Source organism: Kaistia defluvii, assembly GCF_040548815.1.
Classification (GTDB): Bacteria; Pseudomonadota; Alphaproteobacteria; order Rhizobiales; family Kaistiaceae; genus Kaistia; species Kaistia defluvii_A.
The window spans coordinates 1-24,568 of record NZ_JBEPSM010000006.1 but is presented as its reverse complement, the minus strand read 5'-3'; the positions used below and the strand labels follow the sequence as shown (position 1 = coordinate 24,568).

At 66.0% G+C, this 24,568-nt stretch carries 26 protein-coding genes; 4 read left to right on the top strand and 22 right to left on the bottom strand.

Annotated elements, in window-relative coordinates:
• Window positions 1–60: 60 nt before the first annotated feature.
• The 13 genes from ABIE08_RS23120 to ABIE08_RS23060 all read right to left on the bottom strand — a co-directional run bounded on the left by ABIE08_RS23120 (window position 61) and on the right by ABIE08_RS23060 (window position 11,763).
• The gene (locus ABIE08_RS23120; RefSeq protein WP_354554438.1) at window positions 61–570 is read right to left on the bottom strand and encodes a nucleoside deaminase; all 510 of its coding nucleotides are present in this window, start codon (window positions 568–570) and stop codon (window positions 61–63) included.
• A gap of 130 nt (window positions 571–700) precedes the next feature.
• Window positions 701–1,114 carry an OsmC family protein gene (locus ABIE08_RS23115; RefSeq protein WP_354554436.1) on the bottom strand — a complete coding sequence of 138 codons (414 nt, stop codon included), beginning with the start codon at window positions 1,112–1,114 and terminating at the stop codon, window positions 701–703.
• A 50-nt stretch (window positions 1,115–1,164) separates the two neighbouring features.
• Window positions 1,165–1,356 (bottom strand): hypothetical protein, encoded by a 192-nt coding sequence (locus tag ABIE08_RS23110; RefSeq protein WP_354554434.1) that lies wholly within the window; start codon window positions 1,354–1,356, stop codon window positions 1,165–1,167.
• 679 nt (window positions 1,357–2,035) lie between these two features.
• Window positions 2,036–2,821 (bottom strand): SIS domain-containing protein, encoded by a 786-nt coding sequence (locus ABIE08_RS23105; RefSeq protein ID WP_354554432.1) that lies wholly within the window; start codon window positions 2,819–2,821, stop codon window positions 2,036–2,038.
• 60 nt (window positions 2,822–2,881) lie between these two features.
• On the bottom strand, window positions 2,882–3,625 hold the full coding sequence (locus ABIE08_RS23100) for a GntR family transcriptional regulator (protein ID WP_354554430.1): 744 nt from the start codon (window positions 3,623–3,625) through the stop codon (window positions 2,882–2,884).
• Entirely contained in the window at window positions 3,622–4,524 is a 903-nt protein-coding gene (locus tag ABIE08_RS23095; protein ID WP_354554428.1) for an ROK family protein, read from the bottom strand. The genes ABIE08_RS23100 and ABIE08_RS23095 overlap by 4 nt, the downstream gene beginning before the upstream one ends.
• Window positions 4,521–5,288, bottom strand: coding sequence for a PIG-L deacetylase family protein (locus ABIE08_RS23090; RefSeq protein WP_354554426.1), 768 nt, complete (start codon window positions 5,286–5,288; stop codon window positions 4,521–4,523). Before ABIE08_RS23090 ends, ABIE08_RS23095 begins: the two co-directional genes overlap by 4 nt.
• On the bottom strand, window positions 5,285–6,124 hold the full coding sequence (locus tag ABIE08_RS23085) for a carbohydrate ABC transporter permease (protein WP_354554424.1): 840 nt from the start codon (window positions 6,122–6,124) through the stop codon (window positions 5,285–5,287). The genes ABIE08_RS23090 and ABIE08_RS23085 overlap by 4 nt, the downstream gene beginning before the upstream one ends.
• Entirely contained in the window at window positions 6,124–7,059 is a 936-nt protein-coding gene (locus tag ABIE08_RS23080) for a carbohydrate ABC transporter permease (RefSeq protein WP_354554422.1), read from the bottom strand. Before ABIE08_RS23080 ends, ABIE08_RS23085 begins: the two co-directional genes overlap by 1 nt.
• 69 nt (window positions 7,060–7,128) lie before the next feature.
• Window positions 7,129–8,379 carry an extracellular solute-binding protein gene (locus tag ABIE08_RS23075; RefSeq protein WP_354554421.1) on the bottom strand — a complete coding sequence of 417 codons (1,251 nt, stop codon included), beginning with the start codon at window positions 8,377–8,379 and terminating at the stop codon, window positions 7,129–7,131.
• 139 nt (window positions 8,380–8,518) lie between these two features.
• On the bottom strand, window positions 8,519–9,385 hold the full coding sequence (locus ABIE08_RS23070; protein ID WP_354554419.1) for a carbohydrate ABC transporter permease: 867 nt from the start codon (window positions 9,383–9,385) through the stop codon (window positions 8,519–8,521).
• Window positions 9,382–10,269: a carbohydrate ABC transporter permease gene (locus tag ABIE08_RS23065; RefSeq protein WP_354554417.1), complete on the bottom strand. Its 888-nt coding sequence runs from the start codon at window positions 10,267–10,269 to the stop codon at window positions 9,382–9,384. Before ABIE08_RS23065 ends, ABIE08_RS23070 begins: the two co-directional genes overlap by 4 nt.
• 201 nt (window positions 10,270–10,470) lie before the next feature.
• Complete coding sequence (locus ABIE08_RS23060) at window positions 10,471–11,763, bottom strand: ABC transporter substrate-binding protein (RefSeq protein WP_354554415.1); 1,293 nt, start codon at window positions 11,761–11,763, stop codon at window positions 10,471–10,473.
• A gap of 335 nt (window positions 11,764–12,098) precedes the next feature.
• Between ABIE08_RS23060 and ABIE08_RS23055 the strand changes: the two genes are divergently transcribed.
• From ABIE08_RS23055 to ABIE08_RS23045, 3 genes are all read left to right on the top strand, one after another.
• Entirely contained in the window at window positions 12,099–13,535 is a 1,437-nt protein-coding gene (locus ABIE08_RS23055; RefSeq protein WP_354554413.1) for a pyridoxal-phosphate dependent enzyme, read from the top strand.
• Window positions 13,532–14,701 (top strand): cystathionine gamma-synthase, encoded by a 1,170-nt coding sequence (locus ABIE08_RS23050; RefSeq protein WP_354554411.1) that lies wholly within the window; start codon window positions 13,532–13,534, stop codon window positions 14,699–14,701. The genes ABIE08_RS23055 and ABIE08_RS23050 overlap by 4 nt, the downstream gene beginning before the upstream one ends.
• Before the next feature lie 161 nt (window positions 14,702–14,862).
• On the top strand, window positions 14,863–15,126 hold the full coding sequence (locus ABIE08_RS23045) for a hypothetical protein (protein ID WP_354554409.1): 264 nt from the start codon (window positions 14,863–14,865) through the stop codon (window positions 15,124–15,126).
• A 115-nt stretch (window positions 15,127–15,241) separates the two neighbouring features.
• Here the strand turns inward: ABIE08_RS23045 and ABIE08_RS23040 are convergent, their stop codons facing one another.
• The 6 genes from ABIE08_RS23040 to ABIE08_RS23015 form a co-directional block, all read right to left on the bottom strand.
• Window positions 15,242–15,613: a cytochrome C oxidase subunit IV family protein gene (locus tag ABIE08_RS23040; RefSeq protein WP_354554407.1), complete on the bottom strand. Its 372-nt coding sequence runs from the start codon at window positions 15,611–15,613 to the stop codon at window positions 15,242–15,244.
• A 9-nt stretch (window positions 15,614–15,622) separates the two neighbouring features.
• Complete coding sequence (locus ABIE08_RS23035; RefSeq protein WP_436409600.1) at window positions 15,623–16,354, bottom strand: heme-copper oxidase subunit III family protein; 732 nt, start codon at window positions 16,352–16,354, stop codon at window positions 15,623–15,625.
• 9 nt (window positions 16,355–16,363) lie between these two features.
• Window positions 16,364–17,068, bottom strand: a complete 705-nt coding sequence (locus tag ABIE08_RS23030; protein ID WP_354554406.1) for a cytochrome c oxidase subunit 3 — start codon at window positions 17,066–17,068, stop codon at window positions 16,364–16,366.
• Entirely contained in the window at window positions 17,065–18,876 is a 1,812-nt protein-coding gene (ctaD, locus tag ABIE08_RS23025; protein ID WP_354554404.1) for a cytochrome c oxidase subunit I, read from the bottom strand. The genes ABIE08_RS23030 and ctaD overlap by 4 nt, the downstream gene beginning before the upstream one ends.
• Before the next feature lie 101 nt (window positions 18,877–18,977).
• Window positions 18,978–19,793 carry a cytochrome c oxidase subunit II gene (locus tag ABIE08_RS23020; protein ID WP_354554403.1) on the bottom strand — a complete coding sequence of 272 codons (816 nt, stop codon included), beginning with the start codon at window positions 19,791–19,793 and terminating at the stop codon, window positions 18,978–18,980.
• Window positions 19,794–19,845: 52 nt separating this feature from the next.
• Window positions 19,846–20,247: a c-type cytochrome gene (locus ABIE08_RS23015; RefSeq protein WP_354554401.1), complete on the bottom strand. Its 402-nt coding sequence runs from the start codon at window positions 20,245–20,247 to the stop codon at window positions 19,846–19,848.
• Between the two features lie 276 nt (window positions 20,248–20,523).
• Here ABIE08_RS23015 and ABIE08_RS23010 point away from each other — a divergent pair, with 276 nt between their 5' ends.
• Window positions 20,524–20,850, top strand: coding sequence for an NIPSNAP family protein (locus ABIE08_RS23010; protein WP_354554399.1), 327 nt, complete (start codon window positions 20,524–20,526; stop codon window positions 20,848–20,850).
• A 17-nt stretch (window positions 20,851–20,867) separates the two neighbouring features.
• On the opposite strand, the gene ABIE08_RS23005 is transcribed toward ABIE08_RS23010, so the two are convergent.
• From ABIE08_RS23005 to ABIE08_RS22995, 3 genes are all read right to left on the bottom strand, one after another.
• On the bottom strand, window positions 20,868–22,472 hold the full coding sequence (locus ABIE08_RS23005) for a copper resistance CopC/CopD family protein (RefSeq protein WP_354554397.1): 1,605 nt from the start codon (window positions 22,470–22,472) through the stop codon (window positions 20,868–20,870).
• Between the two features lie 107 nt (window positions 22,473–22,579).
• Window positions 22,580–23,125, bottom strand: coding sequence for a YcnI family copper-binding membrane protein (locus tag ABIE08_RS23000; protein ID WP_354554395.1), 546 nt, complete (start codon window positions 23,123–23,125; stop codon window positions 22,580–22,582).
• A 79-nt stretch (window positions 23,126–23,204) separates the two neighbouring features.
• Window positions 23,205–23,597 (bottom strand): DUF2946 family protein, encoded by a 393-nt coding sequence (locus ABIE08_RS22995; RefSeq protein ID WP_354554393.1) that lies wholly within the window; start codon window positions 23,595–23,597, stop codon window positions 23,205–23,207.
• Between the last annotated feature and the right edge of the window lie 971 nt (window positions 23,598–24,568).

The following is a 24,568-nucleotide window of genomic DNA, read 5'->3' as shown; positions in this document are numbered from 1 at the left end:
ATTGCGCGATTTGATCAGATGGTGAAAAAAACAGTCGACAACCGTCCCGGATACGCGCGTTCAGTGCTTGTCCCAGACACCTTCGTGCAAGGCGGCCGCTTCCTCGACCAGCAGCGGCCCGATCACTTGGATCGGCCGCTGGCCGGCATCGAACACGACGCGGCAGGGCAGATCGAGCGTCGGATTCTCGGGATGGTCGCCGGTAATCGCCTTCATCTCGTGCTCGCCCAAGCCATAGACAACACGGCCGATGCCGGCCCAGTAGGCCGCGCCCGCACACATCGCGCAGGGCTCGGCCGAGGTATACATCGAGCAGCCGCGCAGGAAGCCCGGCTCATAGGCCTTCGAAGCGCGGGTCATCAGCACGCGCTCGGCATGACCGGTCATGTCGTGATCCGGCTGGAAGGCGTTTTCCTGCTCCATCAGCACGCTGCCATCCGGCCCGACCAGGATCGCGCCGAAGGGATGCGAGCCGTTTTGCAGCGACCGCCGCGCCACGTCGAAGGCGAGGCGAAGGTAGTGCTCGTGATCGAGCGCCGGCAGGGCCGAGGCTTGGGTCGGCGAGGTCATGCGGCTTGGCTCCCGGCGTGAGGATCCCGAAGCTTCGCAAATTCGGCGCCTTCCGGACAGGGGCCGGAGCCTGTCTTCACGGGATCGCGTTCTGGTGACGCGAAGCCGTATCCCCTTCGCTCGAAACGCTCTAGCCGTTGACCACGGCGGCGCCGCTGCGCAGCGTATTCGACACCGTGCAGATCGTTTCGGCCGCCTCGATGAGATGCGCCTTCTTGGCCGCGTCCAGCGGGCCTTCTATGGTCACCGTGGTGACGAAGCGCTCGACCCGAGACGGCTCGTCATGCGCCTTTTCGGGGATCACCCTGGCGCTGACCTGCTCGATCTCGTCGAGCCAGCCTTCCCGCCGCGCGGCGATCTGCACGCTGAGCACGATGCAGGCGGAAAGCGAGGCGCTCATCAGGTCGAGCGGGTTGAAGCCCTCGGCCGAGGGCCGCGTCACGACCGAAAGCTGGCCGCCGGTTTCGCTCGTGACTTCCGGCAGGCCATCGCGGCTGGCGGTAGCGGTGGCGCCGATGGCGCGGGCTCGGATCGTGGCGTTCATTCTCTACCCTCGAAGGACGGGCCGGATCGCCTCCGGCACCGTTTCGAGTGCTACAGCCACGGCCAATAGGCAAGCGCCCAGACGAAATCGGATGTCGCTTCGTCGTCATCGCCCTTGTCGCAGTCGCCCGCCGCGGCGGGGCGCTTCACGGGGCCGGCGACCGGGTCCGTCTTGGCATCGGCAGACCGGAACAGCGAGAAGAAACGGGGAAGGTCGGAAGGAACGTCGTTGGCAAGTGTCATCGGGTTTCTCCCAGATTGCGCCGCCAAACCGGGCGGCGGGCACGTCTCCGTCGTTCGTTTGGCCTGGGCGGAACGGCCCGGCCAAGCGTGAGATTTCCCGAACTCCGGCCCCCTGTCAAGAAACCCGACTTAATCGATCGTGTAAGCAGCCGGAGCCAGAACTGCCAAGGGATTGATCTGTTTCAAGGTTTTGCAGTTGTCCAAAGGGGCGAAAAGCAGGCGAGATTGCGGCCGGTCGGAGGCGTGGGAGGCGGCATCCGACGCCATTCCAAGGCTGGAACATCATCCGCGGAACCCTCCTTCGAGGCTTCGCTGGCGCGAAGCGCCTCAGGATGATGACGGAAACCTTTAGAACCGCATCGCAGGCCGGGATCGCGCCGAAGGCATTCAACGCCCTTCCAAAACAAGACCATCATCCTGAGGTGCCCGGCGAAGTCGGGCCTCGAAGGAGGGTCCAGGGAACACCGACGACATGGCAGACGCAGGCAGAATCCATCCCGATTCCGACATCGCTCCGCTGAACCCTCCTTCGAGGCTTCGCTGGCGCGAAGCACCTCAGGATGATGACGGAGACTTCCAGAACCGCATCGCAGGCCGAAATCCCCCTGAGGCACACAAAAAACGCCGCGAACCCTGGGGCTCGCGGCGTCCATAGACAGACTCGATGAAGCGGCCGAAATCAGCCCTTCATCGTGTCCTGGAACGTCTTGAGGTGCTTCTGCTGCGCTTCCAGCATCTTCTCGCGGTAGATGCCATAGATGATGTCGGTGTCGTGCAGCGTCACGCCTTCGATCGTCGGCGAGGCGAAGACCGGCAGCTCCACGCCCTGCTTCGACAGCGCGTCGGCGGTGCGGGCGATCAGCTCATGCGTCAGGATCATCGCCAGCACGGTCGAGGAACCCGAGACCGGACGGCTCCAGCCCTCGATCGGGACGATGGCGTCCTCGACCGGCGAGTTGGTGTCGATGACGATGTCGGCGACGTCCTTCAGGCGCTTGCCGGACGAATGCTTCGCCGGCTTGTCGTTGGCCTTCGAGGTGACGGCGACGACAAACAGGCCGCGCTTCTTGGCGTAGAGCGCGGTCTCGATGCCGGCCGAATTGGTGCCGGAATGCGAGTAGATGATGATCGAGTCGCCGGCATTGAGCGGCTGGTGGTCGAGGAACTTGTCGATGTAGTTCTCGGTCCGCTCCAGCCAGAGCAGCTCGCGCACGCCGCCGGCGCCAAGCACGTTGTGCCACATGACGCGCGGGTCGGTCAGCGGGTTGAAGCCGACGAAGGAACCGTAGCGCGGAAAAGCTTCCTGGGTCGGCAGAACCGAATGGCCGGAGCCGAACAGGTGGATCAGGCCGCCCTTCGCAAGCGATTCCGAAAAGCGCTTGGCCACTTCGGTGAGGGCGGCGTCATTGGCGCTGCCGGCGGTCTCGATCAGCTTGATCAGCCTGTGCAGGTAGAAATCGGACATGGGTCGTCTCCTTGAGGGATGGTGTGGGGGAAAGGGGATGGGAGCTGCGGCCGCCGGCCGTCAGATCCGCAAGGTGGAACGGATCTCGTAGCGGTCGCCCCGCATGATCGAGAGGGTGAACTCGAAGGGCCCGCGCGGATCGATCGCGAGGCGCTCGACGATGAAGGCGGGGCTGCCGACGGCGATTTCCAGCAGCTCGGCATCTTCCGGGCCGACGGCGCCGACGCGGTAGATTTCCGTCGCCTCCGAAGGCTTGATGCCGTAGCGCCGCTCGAGCTGGCCATAGAGCGAGCCGCCCGAGAGGTCCTCGTCGAGCAGGCCGGGCACGCGGTCGAGCCGCAGATGCGCGGTCTGCACGCCGATCGGCGAACCGTTGCCGAGCCGGAGCCGGCGGACCAGCGCGACCGGCTCGCCCTCCTCGATCTCCAGCGCCGCCGCGACCCGCGCGTTGGCCGGCACGATCTGCTGCTCCAGCATGCGCGAGCCGACGGTCAGGCCCAGCGCCGCCATTTCGTCGGAGAAGCTGGTGAGGCCGCGCGCGCCGGCCACGACGGTGGCGCTGCGCACGAAGGTGCCGCGGCCATGCTCGCGTCGCAGCAGGCCGAGGGCTTCAAGATTGCGGAGAGCGTGGCGCACCGTAATGCGGCTGACGCCGAGCAGGTCGCAGAGCCGGTCCTCGGCCGGGATCTGCGAGCCGGCCGGCCACTCGCCGGCTTCGATCCGGGCGCGGATGGCGCGCTCGGCCTGGTGCCAGAGCGGCTCCGGGCGGCGGCGGTCCAGCGATGTCATCGCAGATTCGGTCATCGCACTCTCCACCATTCCGCACCGAGGCCGGCGGCCACGGCAGCACCCACAAGACCGGCGCGCGGGCCGAAATGGCCCGGCCGGATTTCGATTGACCGCAGATGCGGCGGCAGGTTTCGCGTCAGCGCCGCGCGCAGCGGCGGCCCGAGCACGTCGATCGCCTCGGAGACCCCGCCGGCGAGCAGCACCGCCTGCGGGTCCAACAGGGCGACGGCGCCGGCAAGCGTCGTGCCCAGCGCCGCGCCGACCTGGTGGATCGCGAGGCTCGCGACCTGGTGGCCGGCCCGCGCCGCCTCGATCAGCGCCGCGCCATCGGCAAGGCCGGCGTCGCGGCCAAGCCGGTCGAGCGCCCGTCCCGCCGCCTGCCGCTCTAGCCAGCCGGAGCGGTCCTCGCCGGGATCGGACGGGTCGGCCGAGGCCCAGCCGAACGAACAGGCAGCGCCACGCCCGCCGCGCACGATGCGCCCACCGGCGAGCACGGAGGAACCGATACCCGTGCCGATCGCCAGCAGGATGGCGTCGTCGAGCCCGCTGGCCGCCCCAAGCGTTGCCTCGGCGAGCATCGCCATCTGCGCGTCATTGCCGGCGGCGACGGGCACGCCCGCCTCGCCCAGGAGTTCGGCGAGATCGACGCCGTCGAGGAAGGGCAGGTTCGGCACCCAGCGGGAGACGGTGCCTTCGACGAGGCCTGGAATGGTGATGCCGATGCCGGCGAGCGCCGCGGATTGGCGGCGCGCGGCGACCAGCGCGAGCACCTTGTCGCGCAGCGCACCGGCGCTTTCCGGCGCCCCCCAGCGCTCGACGGCATCCAACCCGGCCGGCGCATCGAGCGGCGCAAACCCGGCTCGCAGACTGGTGCCGCCGAGATCGAGCGCGAGGACGTGGGCTGCTGCGCTCATTCATGCGCTCCGCAGCCGCAGCCGGAAAGGCGCGGCTTGGTCGAGGATTTGGCATTGAACATGCCGCCGCCGGCATTGAAGGAATGCGATGTCGTGGAGAAGGCTTGCGCGTACATGGACCCGTTCAGGCAGCCGCGCATCCGGTAGAGCGCGGAATAGTAGTCGACATAGGGGAAGGACGAGAGGCCACGGGCCAGCTCATATTCGGTGATCGCTTCGCGCCAGGCGTCAAAGCCCTCGCTGACATCGACCAGCTCGGACGGCGCAAAACCCTCGTCGTCTTCCCAGTTCTCGCCGAACAGAAGCAGGCTGGGGCTGAAGGCCGGGTGGGCGCGCTCCAGCGTCGGCAGCGCGGCATAGAGCACGGCGGATTTCGTCGCGTTGGCGGCGGCGCGGTGGTCCTTGTGCCAACTGCCCTGCCAATGCGTCACGATCGTATCGGGGCGAAGCTCGCGGATCACATCAGCGATCTTCAGCGCCACCTCGTCATTGTCGGGCAGGAAGGCGTCGGGATAGCCGAGCTCGCGCCAGGAGATTCCGAGCTTCGCGCAGAAGCGGCTCGCCTCATCGCGCTTCTGCGCGGCATAGGCGGCCGGTGACAGCGAGGTATGGCCCTGCTCGCCCATGGTCAGGTGCAGGAAGGTGACGTCGAGGCCGCGCTTGGCCGCTGTCGCGGCCAGCGGCCCGGCGATCACCTCGGCGTCGAAGGCGTGCGCCCCGATGACCAGCAGGCTACGGCCGCCATAGATGCGTTCGTCGATCATTTCAGTCCTCCGGTGGCGCCCACGCCTTCGCGGATCTGGCGGGCCAGCAGGAGATACATGACCAGCACCGGCATCATCGAGATCGCGAGGGCGGCGAACACCATGCCCCAGTCGGTGCGGAACTGGCCGATGAAGGTGGTGATGGCGAGCGGCACGGTCTTGTAGGCGTCATCGAAGATGAAGATCAGCGGGAAGAAGAAGTCGTTCCACACCGCGATCGCCGTGAAGATGGCGACGATCGCCACCGCCGGCTTGATCGTTGGCAGGATGATGCGGAACAGGATGCGCCATTCCTTGGCCCCGTCGAGCCGGGCCGCCTCCTCCAGTTCGCGCGGCAGGACGCGCATGAAGTTGGCCAGGATGAACACGGCGAAGGGAATTCGGATCGCCGAATAGACGAGGATCAGGCCGAGCCGGCTGTCGAGCAGGTCGAGCGTCTTCATCAGCGAGAACAGCTCGACCGAGGCGAGGCGGATTGGCAGCATGACGCCGGCGAGGAAGAAGGCCAGCACTGGCGACGACCAGCCGAGCTGGTAGCGGGAAAGCGGAAATGCCGCCATCGCCGAGACGACGAGCGTCAGGACCACCGCGCCGCCGGTGACGGCGAAGGAGTTCCACATGTAGCGGGCGAATTGTGCCTGGGTCCAGGCATTGGCGAAATTATCGAGCGTCCAGTTCGTCGGCAGGCCGAAGCGGTCGCCATAGATCTCGGCAGTCGTCTTGAAACAGGAGACGACGAGAATGTAGAGCGGGACGGCGACGACCAGCGCCCAGAGCGCCAGCACGATCCAGCCCGGCAGTTGCCGGATGCGTTGCGAGATGTCGAGATTGGTCATCAGAACCGCACCGTCCGGCGTTCGAAGAAGCGCAACAGGCCGATGGTCACGACCGTGAGCAACAGGAAGAGCAAGGTGCCAAGCGCGAGCGCCAGTCCGATATCGGTGATGCCGACCGCGCCCTCCGCGCCAAAGGCGAGGCGGAAGAAGTAGGTCACCAGCGTATCGGTGGCGAAGTTCGGGTTCCCCTGCACGCCCTGCATCACATAGACGAGGTCGAACTGGTTGAAGGTGTTGATGAAGGTCAGCGTCGTCAGTGACGAGATCGAGGGCATGAGTTGCGGCAGCGCGATCGACCAGAGGATGCGGCCATTGCCGGCGCCATCGAGCCGCGCCGCCTCGAACACTTCCGGCTGGATCTGGCGGAGGCCGGCGGTGAAAATCAGCACCGGCAGCCCCATCCAGTTCCAGGCGTCGGCGGCGACGAGAACCCAGAGCGCCCAGGTGGAATTGCCGAGAATGGTGAGCCGGCCCTCGAGCAGGCCGAGATTGTGCAGCAGCGTCTCGACAGCGCCATCCGGCGTCAGCAGCAGCCGCCAGAGCGCGCCGACGATGACCGGCGAAAGCACGGCCGGGAAGAAGAACACCGATTGCAGGAAGGCCGTGCCGCGCCGACGCAGGAACAGCAGATAGGCGAAGATCAGCCCGAGGCCGTTCTGCAGAACCATGATGCCGCAGAACCAGAACACATTGTGCGTGAAGGCGCCGGAAAGCTTCGTCCAGCTCGGATCGACAAACAGGCGAGCGAAATTGTCGAGCCCGACGAAGTCGCGCATACGGAAGCCGCGCCATTCGAACAGCGAGCCCCAGAGCGAGCTTGCCAGCGGATAGACGACGAACAGGCAGTAGATGAGCAGTGCCGGCAGCACGAACAGGATCGCGGCGCGGTGCTTTTGCCACTCGATGGGCGCACGCCGAAGGCGGCTTGCAGACATGGTCGCCTCCTTCGGCGCGGGGAGAATATCGGGAGGAATGCGCCCGGGCGCTGCCCCCGGGCCTTGCGACTACGGCTTCGGCTTGAACCAGGTCGACACGGCCGCATCGACGTCGGCGGCGAGCTTTTCCGGCGCAATCTTGCCTTCGATCATGTCGATGATCTCGGCCTGGACGACTGAGGAAGCCGTCGGCGTCTGCCAGCGGAAACCGACCAGCGTCAGATAGGGCGTTGCGTTGGCCTGCATTTCCAGCATCGACTTCAGCACGGGATCGTTGGCCGTCGCGCCGGAGCGGGCCGGCGGCCAGCCGAGATTGTCGGCGAAGAGCTGGGCGAATTCGGGCGAGGCGATGAAGGAGAGAACCTTGGTGGCGTCTTCCTTGTTCTCGCTGTCGGATACGAGGCCGTAGGAACCGTCCGAGAAGGCGGACACCGCCGGCTGCGCTTCGGCCTTGTCGCCCGGGAACGGGAAGATCGAGAACTTCAGGTTCGGATTCTGGGCCTTGAAGCTGCCATTCTCCCAGGCGCCGCCGAAGAACATCGCAGCCTTGCCGGAGATGAACTGCTGGGTCGCCGTGGTGTAGTCGACGCCGGCAAAGCCATCCGAGTAGTAGGGCTGCAGCGCCTTGATCTTCTCCAGCGCCTTGACGTAGCGCGCATCTGTGAACTTGGCCTTGCCACTGATCATCTCGTCATAGAAGCCTGCGCCATAGACGGACGGGCCCACGACGCCGGCATTGATCTCGAGCGCCCAGCCGGAACCGTTGGCGCCGCCGGCGGCGATCGGCAGCACGCCGGCCGCCTTCAGCTTCTCGCAGGCGGCGACGAATTCGTCATAAGTCTTCGGCACGGCGATGCCGTTCTTCTCGAAGATCTCGGTGTTGTAGAAGACGCCCATCACCGGCGTCGAATAAGGGACGCCATAGATCTTGCCGTCGGCGATGCCGACCGAGCCGCCAAGCGCCGCGGGCGTGAAGTCCTTCAGTTCCGGCACGCTATCGTTCAGCGCATCGAGATAGCCGCCATCGACCAGCGGCTGAAGCTCGCCATAAGCCTTGAGCTGGGCGATATCAGGCCCCTTGCCGCCGCGCAGCGCCGTCGACAGCCGGTTTTGGTAATCGGCGTCGGGCGTGAACTGCAGCTTGACGGTGATGTCAGGGTTCTTCGCGGTAAAGGCGGCGAAGATCTTCTCCATCGCGGCCTGGTCCTCGGTGCGCCAGCTCCAGAGCGTGACCTCGCCGGCCGAGGCCGAAAGCGCGGTGGCGGTCAGGGCAAGCACGCCGATGGCGGCGGATTTCAAACGACTGCGTACGTTCAACATAACCGGTCTTTCCCTCTGCGACAGTGCTTATGTCGTTATAACGTCGTAATCACTTTAGCTGGATGCCATAGGCTGACAAGTGGGTTTCTGTGGCGACGCGGCGGAATTTAAGGCCGTCCCCGCAGGCGGAATGGCGTGCTCATTGGCCCGTCATTCCCGAGGAGGTGATGGTGCGCACGAAGAAGCGCTGCAGGAACACGAACAGGATCAGCGGCGGCAGCACGGCGAGCGTCGCGCCGGCCATGACGAGGCCCGTATTGACCGCCGATCGATTGTAGGAGAGCAGGCGCGAGAGGCTGATGACGATCGGATACTGGCTCGAATTGCCCTGCAGAACGGTCAGCGGCCAGAGATAGCTGTTCCAGTGATAGACAAAGGCGAACAGCGCCAACGCCGCCAGCGCCGGGGCGACGGCCGGCGCAACGATCGTGAAGACGATGCGGAATTCCGAGGCGCCGTCGAGCCGGGCCGCCTCGACCAGCTCGTCCGGCACGCCGGCGATGAACTGGCGCATCAGGAAGATGCCGAAGGCGTTGGCGAGGTTCGGCACGATGACGCCGGCGAGGCTGGCATTCAGCCCGATCGAGCCGACTAGCCGGTAGAGCGGGATCAGCGTCACGATCGGCGGCAGGAACATCGTGGCGATGGTGATCGCGAACAGCACCTCGCGGTAGCGGAAGCGGTATTTGGCGAAGGCGTAGCCCGCCATCAGCGAGGTGACGAGGATGCCGGCCGTGGTGATGCCGGCGATCAGGGCCGAGTTGGCGAAGGAGCGGCCGACGCTGATCAGTTCCGACACCTTGCTATAGGCGTCGAGGTTGGGCGTTCCGGGAATCCAGACCGGCGGGGTCTGCATCGCCTCGGCCGGGGTCTTCAGGCTGGAGAGCACCATCCAGACCAGCGGGAAGGCCGAGACGACGGCGATCGCGATCATCAGCAGATAGAGGATGCCGCGCCAGGCGGGCGAAGCGGCGCCGGGCGCCGGCGTGGTGGCGGGAAGGCTCATCGCCGATCCTCCCTGCGGGCCAGGGCGAAGACGGCGGTCACCGTGACGACCAGCGCCAGCAGCAGCGTCACCGACATGGCCGAGCCGAGCCCGCCCTGGGCCCGCTCGATGCCGACGCGGCGGATGTGATAGGTCATCACATTGGTCGAGCCGACGGGGCCGCCCTGGGTGACCAGCGCCACCGGCTCGAAAACCTGCACCGCATTGATCAGCGCGATGACGGCGGAGAACAGCAGCGTGCGCTGCAGGAGCGGCAGTGTGATGAAGCCGAACAGAGCCGGGCCGCGCGCGCCATCCATCTTCGCCGCCTCATAGATCGATTGCGGGATCTGTGTCAGGCCGGCGATGATCAGGATGGTGAAATAGCCGACCTGCTGCCAGACGTTGAGCAGCACGACGGAAACCAGCGCCGTATCGGGCGAGGAAAGCCAGGGCAGCGGGCCGATGCCGACCCAGCCGAGGATCTGGTTGATGGGGCCTTCCGACGGCGAATAGAGCTTTGAGAACACCAGCGCCACGGCGATCATCGGCACCATATAGGTCGCGAACAGGATGGTGCGCAGGATGTTGGCGCCCTTGAGATCGGCCTGGTGGATCAACATGCCGAACAGCACCGAAAGCGGCAGGATCAGCGCGATCGACATCAGCGAATAGAGCGCCGTGTTGACGAGCGCGCCCTTGAAGTCGCGCCCCACGGAACCCGCGCCGAAGATCTCGCGAAAATTGTCGAGGCCGATGAAGGTCGCGGTCGAAAACGGCGTTTGCGACGACCATTTTGTGAAGGCGAGCCAGACCGTGAGCGCGATCGGCACCAGGATGAAGATCGCGATCAGCCCCAGGCTGGGCGCCAGCATGGCCACGATCGATTTTCGGAAGCCGCTCATCGGTATGCGTGTTCTCTGTTCATGGCCGTCTGGGGTCGTGGCTCGACCGGCTCCCTCTCCCGGTCACGGGAGAGGGAGCAGGATGCAGCCCGCCGCAACCTCTCTGTCATCCCCGCGAAGGCGGGGATCCATTCAGCTTCCCAAGGGCGTCGGCTGGATGGATCCCGGGTCAAGCCCGGGATGACGGCGGAGGGGAGGCTTTTACTGCGCAGCCTTTTCGAGGATGGCCGCGGCGTCGGCCTGGGCAGCGGCGGCGGCCTCGGCGGCCGTTTCCTTGCCGAACTGCACCGCCTCGATATGGCCCTGCAGCGATTCCGTGAATTCCTGGCCGCCCAGCACGGTCGGGAACGGACGCGCCTCGGACAGGGCCGAGACATAACCGGCCAGGAACGGCGTCTTCAGACGCTCGGAGAAGGCCGCGACGTCGGAGGTACGCGACGGCAGGATGCCCATGGACTGCAGCAGGTCGCCCATGGCGGAAGCGCCGTTCTCGCCCGAGGTCGGACCGTTGAACCAGGCGAGGAAGTCCCAGGCCGCCTTCTTCTCCGCGTCCGTGGCGCCGTCCGAGACGACGGTCATCCAGGAATAGGAGATCGAGTGCGGTCCGTCGCCCTTGGGGCCGACCGGGATCGGCGCGGTGGCGATATCGGCGAAGCGGTCGCCCATGCCGGCCTTCAGCGCCGATTCCCACCAGTTCGCCATGATGATCATGCCGGTCTTGCCGGAGACGAAATTATCGAGGAACGGGCCGGTGGTGTTGGCGTCGGCGGTGCCCATGGTGGCGACCGAGGCGCCGGACTGGATCAGCTTCTCATAGAGCTCGAAGGTCGCCTTGGCATTGTCGCTGTCGAGTTGCGGCTTGCCATCGACCACCAGCGCGCCGCCATTCGAGGCGAGCAGCGAGGCGAAGGGATGGACGACGCCCGCCGCCCAGGAGTTGATCATGCCGAAGCCCTGCTGGCCATTGTCCTTGTTGGTCAGCTTTTCGGCAGCAGCATAGAACTCGTCCCAGGTCTTCGGCGCTTCCTGGATGCCGGCTTCCTCGAACAGCTTCTTGTTGTAGTTCAGCGCATAGACGTCGATCTCGTTGGGATAGCCATAGACCGTGCCGCCGACGCTGGCAGCCGTCGCGACGCCCTTCGGCCAGTTGGTCGTGACGTCGGTGGCATTGGCTTCCGGCGCGGCGTTAACGAGCTTGTCGCGCGCCAGCTCCGGCAGCCAGAGATCGTAGATGCCGGTGATCGTCGGTCCGCCCGACTGGCCGGCCTGCGAGCGCAGGGTCGTCAGCAGGTCGCCGAACGGCACGGCGCGCACCTCCACCTTCACGCCCGGATGATCCTTGGCGTAGGTGGCAGCGGCGGCCTCCAGCTTGGCAACCGTCTCCGGCGGCCAATGCGTCAGGAACGATACGGTCACGTCCTCGGCCCAGGCGACACTCGAGAAAGCGGCCAGGGCGGAACCCAGGAACAAGCCCATCAAAGGTCTGATCGTCACGGAACCCCTCCGTTCAATGCCGACGGTCCGATGATGTCTCGGCCGCCTTTCTTCATTATGACGTAAGGACGTTATAATGACTTTTCCGGATCGGCAAGCCGACTTTTGCGTCGTTGGATAAAACGCACTGCCCAAACGGGCAGCATTCCAGGCGATGGAATGCGCCGGCCTGCCAAACGGCCCCTTCTCGGGCTGGCAGGGGCGAAGCCGGCCCGGCTGTGGCAAGGCAGGATTTTGCCGGGAACCGGGCGGCGGGGGAACGGACAGCCTTGTTGCGGCCCGTCACAAGCTTACATGCTGTTGGCCGCATCGCGACCCGCGCGTGGAGATTTTCGATGACCGACCCAGCCTCGACCCGGAACGACAAGGCAAGCGAAGCCGGCGCCAAGGCGCTCCTGCCCCGTCCGGTCCGCTCCAGCCTCGACCTGATCGGCCGCACGCCGATCGTCGAGCTGACGACCTTCGACACCGGCCCCTGCCGGCTTTTCGTCAAGCTGGAGAGCCAGAATCCCGGCGGCTCGATCAAGGACCGCATCGCGCTGTCGATGATCGCCGCCGCCGAGGCCGACGGCCGGCTGACGCCCGGCGGCACCATCGTCGAGGCGACGGCCGGCAACACCGGCCTCGGCCTGGCGCAGGTGGCGCTGCCCAAGGGCTACAAGCTGATCCTGATCGTTCCCGACAAGATGTCGCGCGAGAAGGTGCAGCATCTGCGCGCCATCGGCGCCGACGTGCGCACGACCCGCTCCGATGTCGGCAAGGGCCACCCGGACTACTACCAGGACATGGGCGCCCGCATCGCCGAGGAAACCGGCGGCTTCTTCGTCAACCAGTTCGCAAACCCGGCCAATCCGCGCGCGCATGAGACGACGACGGGCCCGGAGATCTTCGAGCAGTTGGACGGCGAAGTCGACGCGGTGGTGGTCGGCGTCGGCTCGGGCGGCACGCTGACCGGCATCGGCCGCTATTTCCAGCGCGTCTCGCCCAAGACGAAGATGGTGCTGGCCGACCCCAAGGGTTCCATCCTGGCGCCGCTGGTCAATACCGGCGAGACGATCGAGCCGGGAAGCTGGGCCGTCGAAGGCATTGGCGAGGATTTCGTGCCGCCCAATGCCGACCTCTCGCTGGTCTCGCGCGCCTATACGATCACCGATCGCGAAAGCATCGCCGCCGCCCGCGCCCTGCTGGCGCAGGAAGGCATTCTCGCGGGCTCATCCTCGGGCACGCTGCTGGCCGCGGCTCTCCGCTATTGCCGCGAGCAGAAGGAGCCGCAGCGCGTCGTCACCCTCGTCTGCGACAGCGGCAACAAATATCTCTCCAAGGTGTTCAACGATGTCTGGGTCGCCGAACAGGGCCTGATCGAGAAGATCCGGCACGGCAATCTGCGCGATCTCGTCGCCCGCAGCTTCGCCGAGGGCGGCACGGTCACGGTCGCCCCGGACGACACGCTCTCCACCGCCTATGCGCGGATGCGCTCGGCCGACGTCTCGCAATTGCCGGTGATCGAGCATGGCGAACTGATCGGCCTGATCGACGAGAGCGACGTGCTCGGCGGCCTCCGCCCGCAGGCCCGCGACGGGCGCAGCGATTTCGGCGCCTCGGTGCGCGATGCCATGGTGACCGCGCTCAACACGCTGCAGGCGGACGAGCCGGTCGAGGCGCTGCTGCCGGTGTTCGAGCGCAACGAGGTGGCGATCGTCATGGACGGCGACGAATTCGTAGGCCTCATCACCCGGATGGACCTGATCAATCATGAGAGGTTAGCGTTTTGAACAAGCCCGTGAAGCCGAACCGCCTCGCCTTTGAGACGCGCACCATCCATGGCGGCCAGAGCCACGACCCGTTGACCGGGGCGGTAATGGTGCCGATCTACGCCACCTCGACCTTCGCGCAGGAAAGCCCCGGCGTGCACAAGGGCTTCGAATATGGCCGGTCGCAGAACCCGACCCGCTTCGCCTTCGAGCGCGCCATCGCCGATCTCGAAAGCGGCACGGCCGGCTTCGCCTTCGCCTCGGGCCTGGCGGCGATCGCCACCACGCTGGAGTTGCTTTCGGTCGGCGACCACATCATCGCGACCGACGATCTCTATGGCGGCACGTTCCGCCTGCTCGACAAGGTGCGCAAGCGGACCGCCGGACTCGAGGTGAGCTTCGTCGATTTCACCGACCTCGCCGCCGTCGAGGCCGCGATCCGGCCGGAGACCAGGCTGCTCTGGGTCGAGACGCCGACCAACCCGCTGCTGCGCATCATCGATCTCGAAGCCGTGGCGGCGCTCGCCAAGCGGCGCGGCCTGATCACGGTCGCCGACAACACCTTTGCCAGCCCCTACATCCAGCGCCCGCTGGAGCTTGGCATCGACATCGTCGTGCACTCGACGACCAAATATCTGAACGGCCATTCCGACATGATCGGCGGCACCGTTGTGGTCGGGCCGAAGCAGGAGATCGTCGACCAGATCCGCTTCCTGCAGAATGCCGTCGGCGCCATTTCCGGGCCGTTCGACAGCTTCCTGGCGCTGCGCGGGCTGAAGACGCTGGCGCTGCGGATGCAGCGGCATTCGGAGAACGGCCTTGCCATCGCCCGCTGGCTGGAGGCGCGGCCGGAAGTTCGGCACGTCATCTATCCCGGCCTCGAAAGCCATCCGCAGCACGCCATCGCAAAGCGGCAGATGCACGCCTTTGGCGGCATGATCAGCGTCGAGTTCGATCGCGATCTCGCGGGCACCAAGCGCTTCCTCGAACGCGTGCGGCTGTTTACCCTCGCCGAGAGCCTGGGCGGCGTCGAAAGCCTGATCGAGCATCCGGCCACGATGACCCATGCCTCGATTCCGCTGGCACAGCGCGAGGCGATCGGCATTTCGGACGGGCTGGTGCGGTTCTCGGCCGGCATCGAGGCGGCGGAGGATTTGATCGCCGATATCGAGCAGGCGCTGCTTTAGCCGAACCTGTTCGCTCTGTGATCTAGATCACTGTGCGGAACATGACGTTACGTTATCTTTGGTGTAGAAGAAGAAACTTCGACACCAGGATGATCATGTCAAGTTCGACAAAATCCTCAGACTTCGAGACCGTTCCGGCCCCTGATGGAGCCGGAACGGACATGTTTCCGCTCCCGAATGGCGAGACCATCCCCGCCCGGCGGCGCAAGGCCGCGGCGGAAGCGGAGATCGTCACCGTGGTGACGCTGCCGCTCAGCAATCGGGTGATCGACTATTTCGGCTCCGATGGCGGCGACTGGCGGGCGCGCGTCAACGAATCGCTGAACCTGATCGTCAACCGCCACCAGGCGCGCGAAGCCAAGAAGCGGGCCCGCCTGCGCGCCCGGAATTCGGTCCGCCGCCGGCCGCCCGGCGCCCGCACCTGACCGGTTCACGTGAAACAATGCCGAACGGAGGATGGCTGCTAAAAGGCGCCGCCGCCGGCGTTTTTAAGGGGCGCGCCTTTGCGGCACGCACCGAAATTCCCCGCTCCGGGCAGCTCTAATTGCCGCCGCCATAATAGAGCACCCGCGTCAGCAGCGTGTAGTTCGCTTCCGACGCCATGATGCCGACGAAGACCATCACCAGCAGCGGCGGCAGCAGGATGGCGTAGATCAGCGTCAGCCGCTCCCACGCCATGTGCATGAAGATGGCGACGATCAGGCCCGCCTTCAGCAGCATGAACAGCACGATCAGCGTCCAGCGCAGCCAGCCATGCAGGCCGATATAATCGACCAGGTAGGAACAGGCGCTGAGCACGAACAGCCAACCCCAGACGGCGAGATAGAGCTTTACCGGGTGATGTGGCGTGTCGGCATGCCCCGGCGCGGCGGCGGGGGCGCCGACCTCGGCATGAGCGGTCGTATCGGCCATGCGAACCTCCTACCAAAGGTAGAAAAACGCGAAGATGAAGACCCAGACCAGATCGACGAAGTGCCAGTACAGGCCCATGATCTCGATCGCTTCGTAGCGGCCGCGGCGGCTGGTGAAGAAGCCGCGCCGGCCGGTCTCGTAGTCGCCGCGCAGCACTTTTCGCGCCAGCACCAGCAGGAAGATCACGCCCATCGTGACATGGGTGCCGTGAAAGCCGGTGATCATGAAGAAGGTCGAGCCGAACTGCGGCGCGCCCCATGGATTGGCCCAGGGCCGGACGCCCTCACGGATGAGCTTCGTCCACTCGAACGCCTGCATGCCGACGAAGCACGCGCCGAACAGCGCCGTCACCAGCATCAGCCGGCCCGCCTTGCGGCGGTCGCGCAGGTAGCCGTAATGCACGGCCAGCGCCATCGTGCCGCTGCTCGAGATCAGCACGAAGGTCATGATGGCGATCAGGATCAGCGGCACCTCGGTGCCGCCGATCTCGAGCGCGAACACCTCGCTCGGATTGGGCCAGGGCACGGTGGTAGACATGCGTGCCGTCATGTAGGCGACGAGGAAACAGCCGAAGACGAAGGTGTCGGAAAGCAGGAACACCCACATCATGGCCTTCCCCCAGGAGACGCCCTTGAAGGAGGTCTGGTCGGAAGCCCAGTCGGCGACGAAACGGCGCCAGCCGCTGCTGGGCATCGCTTCGGCAGACGGGGCGGCGGCGGGATGGAGCGACGATTCGGTCATTCGCGCCTCCTAGGTCAGCAGCTGGCGGCAGATGGCGACGAAATCGCCGACCCAATTGGCGAGCAGGGCAAGCAGCACCAGCCAGATCAGCAGCAGCGCGTGCCAGTAGGTGGCGCAGAGATCGATGCCGAGCCGTAGCTGCGCGATGCCGGCGCCGCGCTCCATCCGCCAGCCGACGCGTCCCAGCACCGCCAGCCCGCCCGCGACATGCAGCCCATGAAGCCCGGTGACGAGATAGAAGAAGGCGGTCGCCGGATTGCCGGCGAGAAAATAGCCCTCGGCATGCAGTTGCCGCCAGGCAAGCAACTGGCCTACGAGGAACAGCAGCGCGGTGAACGCTCCCGCCCGCACACCGACGCGCACCCCCTCCATGTCGCCGCGCCGGGCGGCCAGCCGTGCGGTCTCCAGCGCGATGCTGCTCAGCGCCAGCACGCCGGTATTGACCCAGAGGATGCCGGGCATGCGCACGGCTTCCCAATCCCCGAGCCCGGCGCGCATGAGATAGGCGCTGACGGTGAGCGCGAACAGCGAACCCACCACCGCCAGGAACACGGCGAGCCCGACCCTGGCGCCCAGCGCCGCGGAGCGATCGGGCGGCGCCGACGGGCCGGCGACGCCGACCTCGAGCCAGGGCTTCGTCAGGATGCCCTGGCGCCAGAGCCAGCCAAAGGCGATGGCCAGGATCACGACAAGGAAGACGAGGATGGCGCTCATCGCGCGCCCTCCGCGACCGCTTCGCCTGATGTGGTGAGATCCGTCCCCGGGTCGTTCTGCGGCAGGAAGTCCTGGGGGGCGCCCGGCACGGAATAATCATAGGCCCAGCGATAGACCACCGGCCGCTCGGCGCCCCAATTGCCATGCGCCGGCGGCGTTTGCGGCGTCTGCCATTCCAGCGTCGTCGCCCGCCACGGATTGCCGCCGGCCTCGCGGCCATGCCGGAGGCTCCAGGCGAGGTTGAACAGGAACAGCATCTGCGTCGCGCCGACCACCAGCGCAGCAACGGTGATGAAGATGTTCAGCGTCGCCGCCGAATGCGGCACGAAGGCCGTCTCGCCCATCTCGTAATAGCGCCGCGGCACGCCGAGCAGGCCGAGATAATGCATCGGGAAGAAGATCAGATAGGCGCCGAGGAAGGTGACCCAGAAATGGATCTTGCCCAAGGTCGTGTTCAGCATCCGGCCCGTGATCTTCGGATACCAGTGATAGATCGCGCCGAAGATGACGAGGATCGGCGCGACGCCCATCACCATGTGGAAATGCGCCACCACGAACATCGTGTCGGAGAGCGGCACGTCGACCACGACATTGCCGAGGAAGAGGCCGGTCAGCCCGCCATTCAGGAAGGTGACAATGAAGCCGAGCGCGAACAGCATCGGCACGGTGAAATGGATGTCGCCGCGCCAGAGCGTCAGCACCCAGTTATAGACCTTGAGCGCGGTCGGGATGGCGATGATCAGCGTCGTTGTGGCGAAGAAGAAGCCAAAGCCCGGATTCATGCCGCTCACATACATGTGGTGCGCCCAGACCACGAAGGAGAGCGCGCCGATGCCGACGATCGCCCAGACCATCATCCGGTAGCCAAAGATGTTCTTTCGGGCATGGGTGCTGATGAGGTCGGAGACGATGCCGAAGGCGGGCAGCGCGACGATGTAGACCTCGGGATGGCCGAAGAACCAGAACAGGTGCTGGAACAGGATCGGGCTGCCGCCCGCATAGGGCGCCTGTTCGCCGGTCACGACGATCGCCGGCATGAAGAAGCTGGTGCCGAGCAGGCGGTCGAACAGCATCATCACGGCGCCGACGAACAGCGCCGGGAAGGCAAGCAGCGCCATCACCGTGGCGGTGAAGATGCCCCAGATCGTGAGGGGCATGCGCATCAGCGTCATGCCGCGCGTGCGCCCCTGCAGCACGGTGACGACATAGTTGAGCCCGCCCATGGTGAAGCCGATGATGAACAGCATCAGCGAGGCGAGCATCACCACGATGCCCCAGGACTGGCCTGGCGTGTTGGCAAGGATCGCCTGCGGCGGATAGAGCGTCCAGCCCGCGCCGGTCGGCCCGCCCGGCACGAAGAAGCCCGCGGCCAGCAGCAGCACGGCGGCGAGATAGATCCAGTAGCTCAGCATGTTGAGATAGGGAAACATCATGTCCCGCGCGCCGAGCATCAGCGGGATCAGGTAGTTGCCGAAGCCGCCGAGGAAGAGCGCGGTCAGCAGGTACACCACCATGATCATGCCGTGCATGGTGATGAACTGGTAGTAATGGTCGGCGTCGATGAAGGGGAGCAGCCCGGGAAAGGCGAGTTGCATCCGCATCAGCCAGGACAGCACCAGCGCCACGAGGCCGATCGCCATCGCCGTCAGCCCGTACTGGATGGCGATGACCTTGGCGTCCTGCGAGAAGACGTATTTCGTCACCCAGCTCCTGGGGTGGTAGAGATCCGGCTCGCCGATCTCGAAGGCCGGCGCCGCGCCGGAAGCCGTTCCGTCCGATATGGATCCGCCATGCGTGACATCGACCATGAGCCGCCACCCGCTGCGTTGCGGGGCGGCGCCGCGCGCCGTCCCGGCCTAGCTTGCCTCGTCCCTGCCTGCGCCGACCGTCCGGCCGCCGGAAGAATCCTCTAGTTCAGGGCGCCAGTCTGGGCCGGCGCCCGCATCTGTTCGAAGGTCTGCTGCTGCGCGAGCCAGGCCTGGTAGTCGGCCTCCGCCTCGACCACGACCGTGCCGCGCATATAGGGATGGCCGACGCCGCAAAGTTCGGCGCACAGCACCTCGAAACTGCCGGTACGGGTCGGCGTCAGCCAGTAATAGGTGACCGAGCCCGGGATCATGTCCATCTTGGCGCGGAACTCCGGCACGAAGAAATCATGCACGACGTCGAGCGAGCGCAGCAGCAGCGCCACCGGCTTGCCGACCGGCAGATGCAGTTCGCCGCCCTGCACGATGACGTCGTCGCGGCCGTTCGGGTCATTCGGATCGATGCCGAGCGGATTGGTGTCGTTGACCTCGCGCGTATCGGCCGCGCCGAGCTTGCCGTCCTTGCCGGGGAGCCGGTAGGCCCATTGCCATTGCTGGCCCACCACCTCGACCGAGGTGGCGCCGGCCGGCACGCGGATGAAATGCGCCCAGACGACCAGCCCCGGCGCCAGCATCGCGGCGACGCCGACCGCGGTGCCGATCGCCAGCCAGCTTTCGAGCCGGCGGTTCTCCGGCTCGTAGGCGGCGCGGCTTCCGGGCTTGTGCCGGAAGCGCAGCAGGCAATAGGCCATGAACAGCACGACGGCGGCGAAGACCGCACCGGTGATCCAGAAGGTGATGTTGATGGTGTCGTCGATATAGCCCCAGTTCGAGGCGATGGGCGTAAACCACCACGGGCTCACGAAGTGAAACAGCACCGAGCCGACGACCACCAGACCCAGGACTATCGCGATCGGCATGCCTTTTCATCCCTGCCACGACGACGGGCGCGAGCGCCCCTGTCCCCCGCGCCTACATCTTCTTGCCGTCCGGACCGAACTGCTTGAGATAGGCGACGATGTTGTCGATATCCTTCGGGTTCTTGAGCCCCGGGAAAGTCATCTTGGTGCCGGGGATCTTGCCCTTGGGATTCTGGATGTATTCGCGGAAGATCGTCTCGTCCCAGACGATGCCCGAATTCTTGTTGGCGGCCGAATAGTTGTAGCCCGGCACCGAGCCGGTCTTGCGCCCGAACAGGCCGTTCAGCTCCGGCCCGACGGCGTTCTTGGCGCCCTCGCCGATCTGGTGGCAGGATTTGCACTTCAGGAAGACTTTTTCACCCAGGGCCGGTTCGCCATCCGCCAGCGCCGCCACCGGCAGCAGGACGAGGATCGCACCGGCACCGAGCCACGCTGCACAGCGCCGAAAGATCATGGAAACCTCCCAACAATCGCCGGAATCGCAACCAGACGGCTTCGCGCGGCGACGTTTTGGCCTCATGACGGGATCAAGGCGCCCGCCGCAGGGTCAGTCTAGCACATTTACGTCGCGTCATCTCACTTTAGAATGACTATGATAAAGTGGGGTATACAACAGCGCGCGAGCCCGGATCGGCAAACCGCCCTTGCCTTGGCCGAGCGAACAGGCTTGTCTTCGGACAACCGCCTTCCGCCCCACAAGACAACGCCAACCCAACCGGTCGAGACGCGAATGATCTATGAACTGCGAGTCTATTCCTGCCTGCCCGGCCGCATGGCCGCCCTTCAGAACCGGTTTCAGAACCACACGCTGCGGATCTGGGAAAAGCACGGCATCCGGCAGGCCGGATTCTGGACGACGCTGATCGGTCCGGCCAACAACGACCTGACCTACATGATCGCCTGGGACAGCCTGGCCGACCGCGAGGCGCGCTGGAACGCCTTCATGGCCGACCCGGAATGGATCGCCGCCCGCGCCGACAGCGAAAAGGACGGCCTGATCGTCGCCAATGTCGCGAGCTCGTTCCTGCAGCCGACCGCCTTCTCCTCGGTTCGCTGAGGCAGCACCGCCCCTCTTCAGGGGCGGATCTCGATGACGTCCTCGAGCTTCACCAGTTCGAAGTCGGAGACGAGGATATCGATCCGCGCATGCCAGCGGCCGGCGACCGGCAGGGTCAGGTCGTCGATGCGCCAGGTTCCGTCGCCGGGCTTCTTCGCCTCGCGACGGATCGCCTCGATGCCGGCATCCGGATTGGACAGCACCAGCGTCACGCCCTGGGCGTCGAGTGGGCCGAAATCGCCCGTCATGACGGAAATGGTGGCGCTGGTGACGCCGGCGCGGCCCGGCGCGATTTCCAGATCGGCCATCGCCTGGGCGGCATGGATATGGATCGCGGCCGGCGCGGCAGCCGCCTCCGCCAGCGCGCGCGGCGGCGGCGTGAAGCGCCAGAGCGCGGCGACCGCGAAGATCACGACGACCAGCAGCAACTCGGCGGCGATCGACCGGCGCAGCTGCGCGATCGCCCGCGCGTCCCCCTTGCCGGCGGGCTCCGTCAGGCGCAGGCGATTGAACAGGGCCAGCCCAAACAGCGGGATCAGCAAGGCGAGCTTGGCGAGGAGAACGAGGCCATAGTTGGTGGTCCAGAGCGCCTCCGGCACCCGCACCTGCACCAGCGCCAGCAGCAGCCCGGCGCCGACCAGCGGCAGGACGAACCAGGGCGCGAGCTTCGAAAACCGGCGGAGCGCCGTCGCTGCTTCGGGCGCCGGCGATGCCAGCGCCAGTGCAAGCGGAAACAGCGCCCCGGCCCAGAACGCGATGCCCACGCCATGCAGGAACACCGCCGGCCGCGTCAGCCAGCCCGGATGGGCGGCGCTGGCATGCCCGCTGGAGGCCAGCGCGACGCCGGTGAGCGCGAGCGCGGCGAACGACAGGATCTTCGCCAATACACCACCCGTAAAAAGGGCGGCGAAGGCTGCGATCAGCGCGGCCAGCGCCAGGCAGGCGAGCGTGCCCAGGCTGGTGCCGAACCCGGTCTTCCAGACGACCGGCTGCAGGATGCTGCCGATCGGAGGGCCGAGCGCATCCAGCCCCTGGAAACCCAGCGAAAGCGGCACCGCGACGAGGCCCGCCAAAATCCATCCGGCGCAGAACCGGCGCGATCGGCCCCCGCCGCCGGCAAGGCTGACGAAGAACGCGCCGCCGACGCCGAGGTAGAGGCCCGCATAGGTGACGAGCTTACCAAGCCAGACCGCGCCACGAACCGGTACGTCGATGGCCTCGACGGCGGCCTTCGATCCCCCCGCGCTCGGCGCGCCGATCGAGAACACGGCGGAGCCGCCGATCGGGTGGCCATCCTCCGAGACGACGCGCCAGCTCAGAACATGGGTGCCGTTGCCAAGCCCGGCCGGCGCCGGGATATCGACGGTCGCGTCCCGCAACGTGAACCCATCGAGCGCGACGGTCGAGCCATCCGGACGAACCAGTTTGAGGGAAAGCGGCGAGGTGGGCTCGCTGAAGGTGAGCGAAAAGGCCGGCGGCGCCGTCGCCACGACCGAGCCATCTATCGGGCTGGCGCGGATCAGGGAGGCATGCGCCAGGGCCTCCCCGGCCGCCAGCAGGCCCGCCACCAGCACCAGCGCCGCCAGCAAAACGCGTGTCCATCCGGTCGCGATGGTGACCATCGTCCCGCTCCTGTCCGGCGATCCCATGCGACGGATCCGGCACGCCCGCATGGACGCGCCGGATCCGCGTAGGAAATCGCGATTCCTCTATCTTGCGGAAACGCGCTTTATTTCTTCGGCAACAGCGTCACGCCGGGCGCCGGCTGCTCATAGTCGTCGGCGCTCTTGCCGGGGGCGGGGATCTCGATCCAGCGCTCGACCGCGCCGTCCGGGCATTCCTGGACGACCGGGAAGTAGAGCGTCGTATCGGCCTTCAGATCGCCAGTCAGATAGGCGCGCAGGACGAACTCGTCATATTCGTCATCCGGCAGGCTGCCGCCGCTCCAGACGATCTCCTTCACGCCCTCCGTCGTCGGCGTGCCGTAATAGTCATAGGCCTTGTCATAGGAGCCCTTGACCTTCTCGATCGCCCAGCCCGCCTTGGGCTGCGGCTTGACGGCGATGACGCCGTCCGGGATCCGGACGCGGACCTTGATCGTCGGCTTGCCTTCGCAGCCATGGCCGACGCGGAATACGGCCTTGTAGGTCGAGGCGACCGGCGCCTGCTGGGTTTCCAGTGTGATGTGGGCGGATGCGGCGGAAGCGCCGAGCGCGACCAGCGCCGCGGCGGAAACCAGGGTCGAAAGGCGCGTCGAGAAACGGTGAACAAACATGGGTTCACTCCAAGAAGGGCAGGTCCACCCGAAAGGGTGGAAAGGATCGGATGAGCCGGCTCAGCGAGCCGGAAACAGGTCAGACCTGCCCGGGAGGCGCCCTTGGATTTTGCGGTTTGCGTTCGACATGCGCGACCAGCCGGGGCGATGCCGGCGCGGGCTTGGTCACGAAGCGCAGCCGGTTGGTCAGCGCGGCGCTTTCGTCCGGCGCCGTCGGCACGGCGCCGCCGACCATGCTGCAGCCGAAGGTGCAGCAATCGATGGCGTGGGCGATGGGCGCGTCATCGGTCGAGGAGCCGGCCGCGACCGTGCGACCCTCGCTGGTGCAGAGGACGTGGCTGAGCGCGCCGGAATCGAGCGTGGCCGCCCTGGCGCCGAGAGAAAGCCCGCTGAACAGGAGCTGGATGACGAGCATGAAGGCGACGAACAGCGTCACCTCAGCCGACAATCCTTGGCGCAAGCGGAGCTTCAATGCGGTTTCCCCCTGCCGGCAGCGATAGCACGAGAGTCGGCGCCGCGAAAATTACCTTCGACCCCAGAACGTCGCGACAAAACATCCCGTGCCGAGAGCCCGCCGAGCCGCAAGCCGCGCGTCCGCTATGACACGCCGCAATTCTACGGCTTTAGCCTCGCCTCCTCGGTCGGTACGCAGGTCGTGCCCACCACGGCTATTGCCGCGCGCTATCGGCAGACGCTTGGGGACTTCGAGGTTTCCGGCGCGTTGGCCTATTCCCAGCCCGCCGACAATCAGTCCCGATCGATCGCTCGATGCACCAGCCATCAGGCCTGAGCCTGACGGTCGCGGCCGCCTATTCGGACAAGGAGAGGATCGAGGGCCGCAATGGCAACTCCAACTCGGCTACCGGACCCGCATCTTCGAAGGCGGCAAGACTGCCTTCTCTGCTGATGCCTATTCTGGCGAGGATATCGATGCTGCTGATAGGACCACCCAGGCGGCCGGTCCTATTCCTATGACGAGCCGGGCCATGTCATAGACAAGAGCCATGGCGCTCTCGCCGGCGCCCGGCTGAGAATCCGAACTGACACGATGGGCCGGACGTCGCGCACCAAACGTCCGTGCGGCACCTGCGCCGGCTGGGTCCGGATGCGCCGCCATCCGTCGACGAATTTGCGTCGCCACTTTCCAACGCCCGGAAAACAAGTAACATCATTCCGGCAGGCGTAACGCTCTTGGGAAGCGGGGCCACTCTTTGGAATAGTTCACCTTGGCGGCCGGAAACGGGTCGGGCGAAGACACGCCCGCCCTTGCGAACGACTGGCCGTTCGATGGTCGGATGGCCCGCAGCAGCAGCGTCACCCAGGATCCATATCTTGGGAGTGGGGGATAGATGGACGATAAAATTCACCCGGTGGCGATCGAACACCTGCCGTTTTTCATAACCGCGCCGGGCCAGACGGACATCCTCTTCAACGTGATGGTCG

What these genes read in the sequence shown, in the direction of transcription:
- ctaD (WP_354554404.1), bottom strand. Translation starts at nt 18,876, where the DNA reads ATGGTCGATGTCACGCATGGCGGATCCATATCGGACGGAACGGCTTCC.
- ABIE08_RS23120 (WP_354554438.1), bottom strand. Translation starts at nt 570, where the DNA reads ATGACCTCGCCGACCCAAGCCTCGGCCCTGCCGGCGCTCGATCACGAG.
- ABIE08_RS23095 (WP_354554428.1), bottom strand. Translation starts at nt 4,524, where the DNA reads ATGAGCGCAGCAGCCCACGTCCTCGCGCTCGATCTCGGCGGCACCAGT.
- ABIE08_RS23070 (WP_354554419.1), bottom strand. Translation starts at nt 9,385, where the DNA reads ATGAGCCTTCCCGCCACCACGCCGGCGCCCGGCGCCGCTTCGCCCGCC.
- ABIE08_RS23115 (WP_354554436.1), bottom strand. Translation starts at nt 1,114, where the DNA reads ATGAACGCCACGATCCGAGCCCGCGCCATCGGCGCCACCGCTACCGCC.
- ABIE08_RS23010 (WP_354554399.1), top strand. Translation starts at nt 20,524, where the DNA reads ATGATCTATGAACTGCGAGTCTATTCCTGCCTGCCCGGCCGCATGGCC.
- ABIE08_RS23030 (WP_354554406.1), bottom strand. Translation starts at nt 17,068, where the DNA reads ATGAGCGCCATCCTCGTCTTCCTTGTCGTGATCCTGGCCATCGCCTTT.
- ABIE08_RS23035 (WP_436409600.1), bottom strand. Translation starts at nt 16,354, where the DNA reads ATGACCGAATCGTCGCTCCATCCCGCCGCCGCCCCGTCTGCCGAAGCG.
- ABIE08_RS23090 (WP_354554426.1), bottom strand. Translation starts at nt 5,288, where the DNA reads ATGATCGACGAACGCATCTATGGCGGCCGTAGCCTGCTGGTCATCGGG.
- ABIE08_RS23105 (WP_354554432.1), bottom strand. Translation starts at nt 2,821, where the DNA reads ATGTCCGATTTCTACCTGCACAGGCTGATCAAGCTGATCGAGACCGCC.
- ABIE08_RS23005 (WP_354554397.1), bottom strand. Translation starts at nt 22,472, where the DNA reads ATGGTCACCATCGCGACCGGATGGACACGCGTTTTGCTGGCGGCGCTG.
- ABIE08_RS23020 (WP_354554403.1), bottom strand. Translation starts at nt 19,793, where the DNA reads ATGCCGATCGCGATAGTCCTGGGTCTGGTGGTCGTCGGCTCGGTGCTG.
- ABIE08_RS23045 (WP_354554409.1), top strand. Translation starts at nt 14,863, where the DNA reads ATGTTTCCGCTCCCGAATGGCGAGACCATCCCCGCCCGGCGGCGCAAG.
- ABIE08_RS23000 (WP_354554395.1), bottom strand. Translation starts at nt 23,125, where the DNA reads ATGTTTGTTCACCGTTTCTCGACGCGCCTTTCGACCCTGGTTTCCGCC.
- ABIE08_RS23080 (WP_354554422.1), bottom strand. Translation starts at nt 7,059, where the DNA reads ATGTCTGCAAGCCGCCTTCGGCGTGCGCCCATCGAGTGGCAAAAGCAC.
- ABIE08_RS23110 (WP_354554434.1), bottom strand. Translation starts at nt 1,356, where the DNA reads ATGACACTTGCCAACGACGTTCCTTCCGACCTTCCCCGTTTCTTCTCG.
- ABIE08_RS23065 (WP_354554417.1), bottom strand. Translation starts at nt 10,269, where the DNA reads ATGAGCGGCTTCCGAAAATCGATCGTGGCCATGCTGGCGCCCAGCCTG.
- ABIE08_RS23040 (WP_354554407.1), bottom strand. Translation starts at nt 15,613, where the DNA reads ATGGCCGATACGACCGCTCATGCCGAGGTCGGCGCCCCCGCCGCCGCG.
- ABIE08_RS23075 (WP_354554421.1), bottom strand. Translation starts at nt 8,379, where the DNA reads ATGTTGAACGTACGCAGTCGTTTGAAATCCGCCGCCATCGGCGTGCTT.
- ABIE08_RS23055 (WP_354554413.1), top strand. Translation starts at nt 12,099, where the DNA reads ATGACCGACCCAGCCTCGACCCGGAACGACAAGGCAAGCGAAGCCGGC.
- ABIE08_RS23015 (WP_354554401.1), bottom strand. Translation starts at nt 20,247, where the DNA reads ATGATCTTTCGGCGCTGTGCAGCGTGGCTCGGTGCCGGTGCGATCCTC.
- ABIE08_RS23100 (WP_354554430.1), bottom strand. Translation starts at nt 3,625, where the DNA reads ATGACCGAATCTGCGATGACATCGCTGGACCGCCGCCGCCCGGAGCCG.
- ABIE08_RS23085 (WP_354554424.1), bottom strand. Translation starts at nt 6,124, where the DNA reads ATGACCAATCTCGACATCTCGCAACGCATCCGGCAACTGCCGGGCTGG.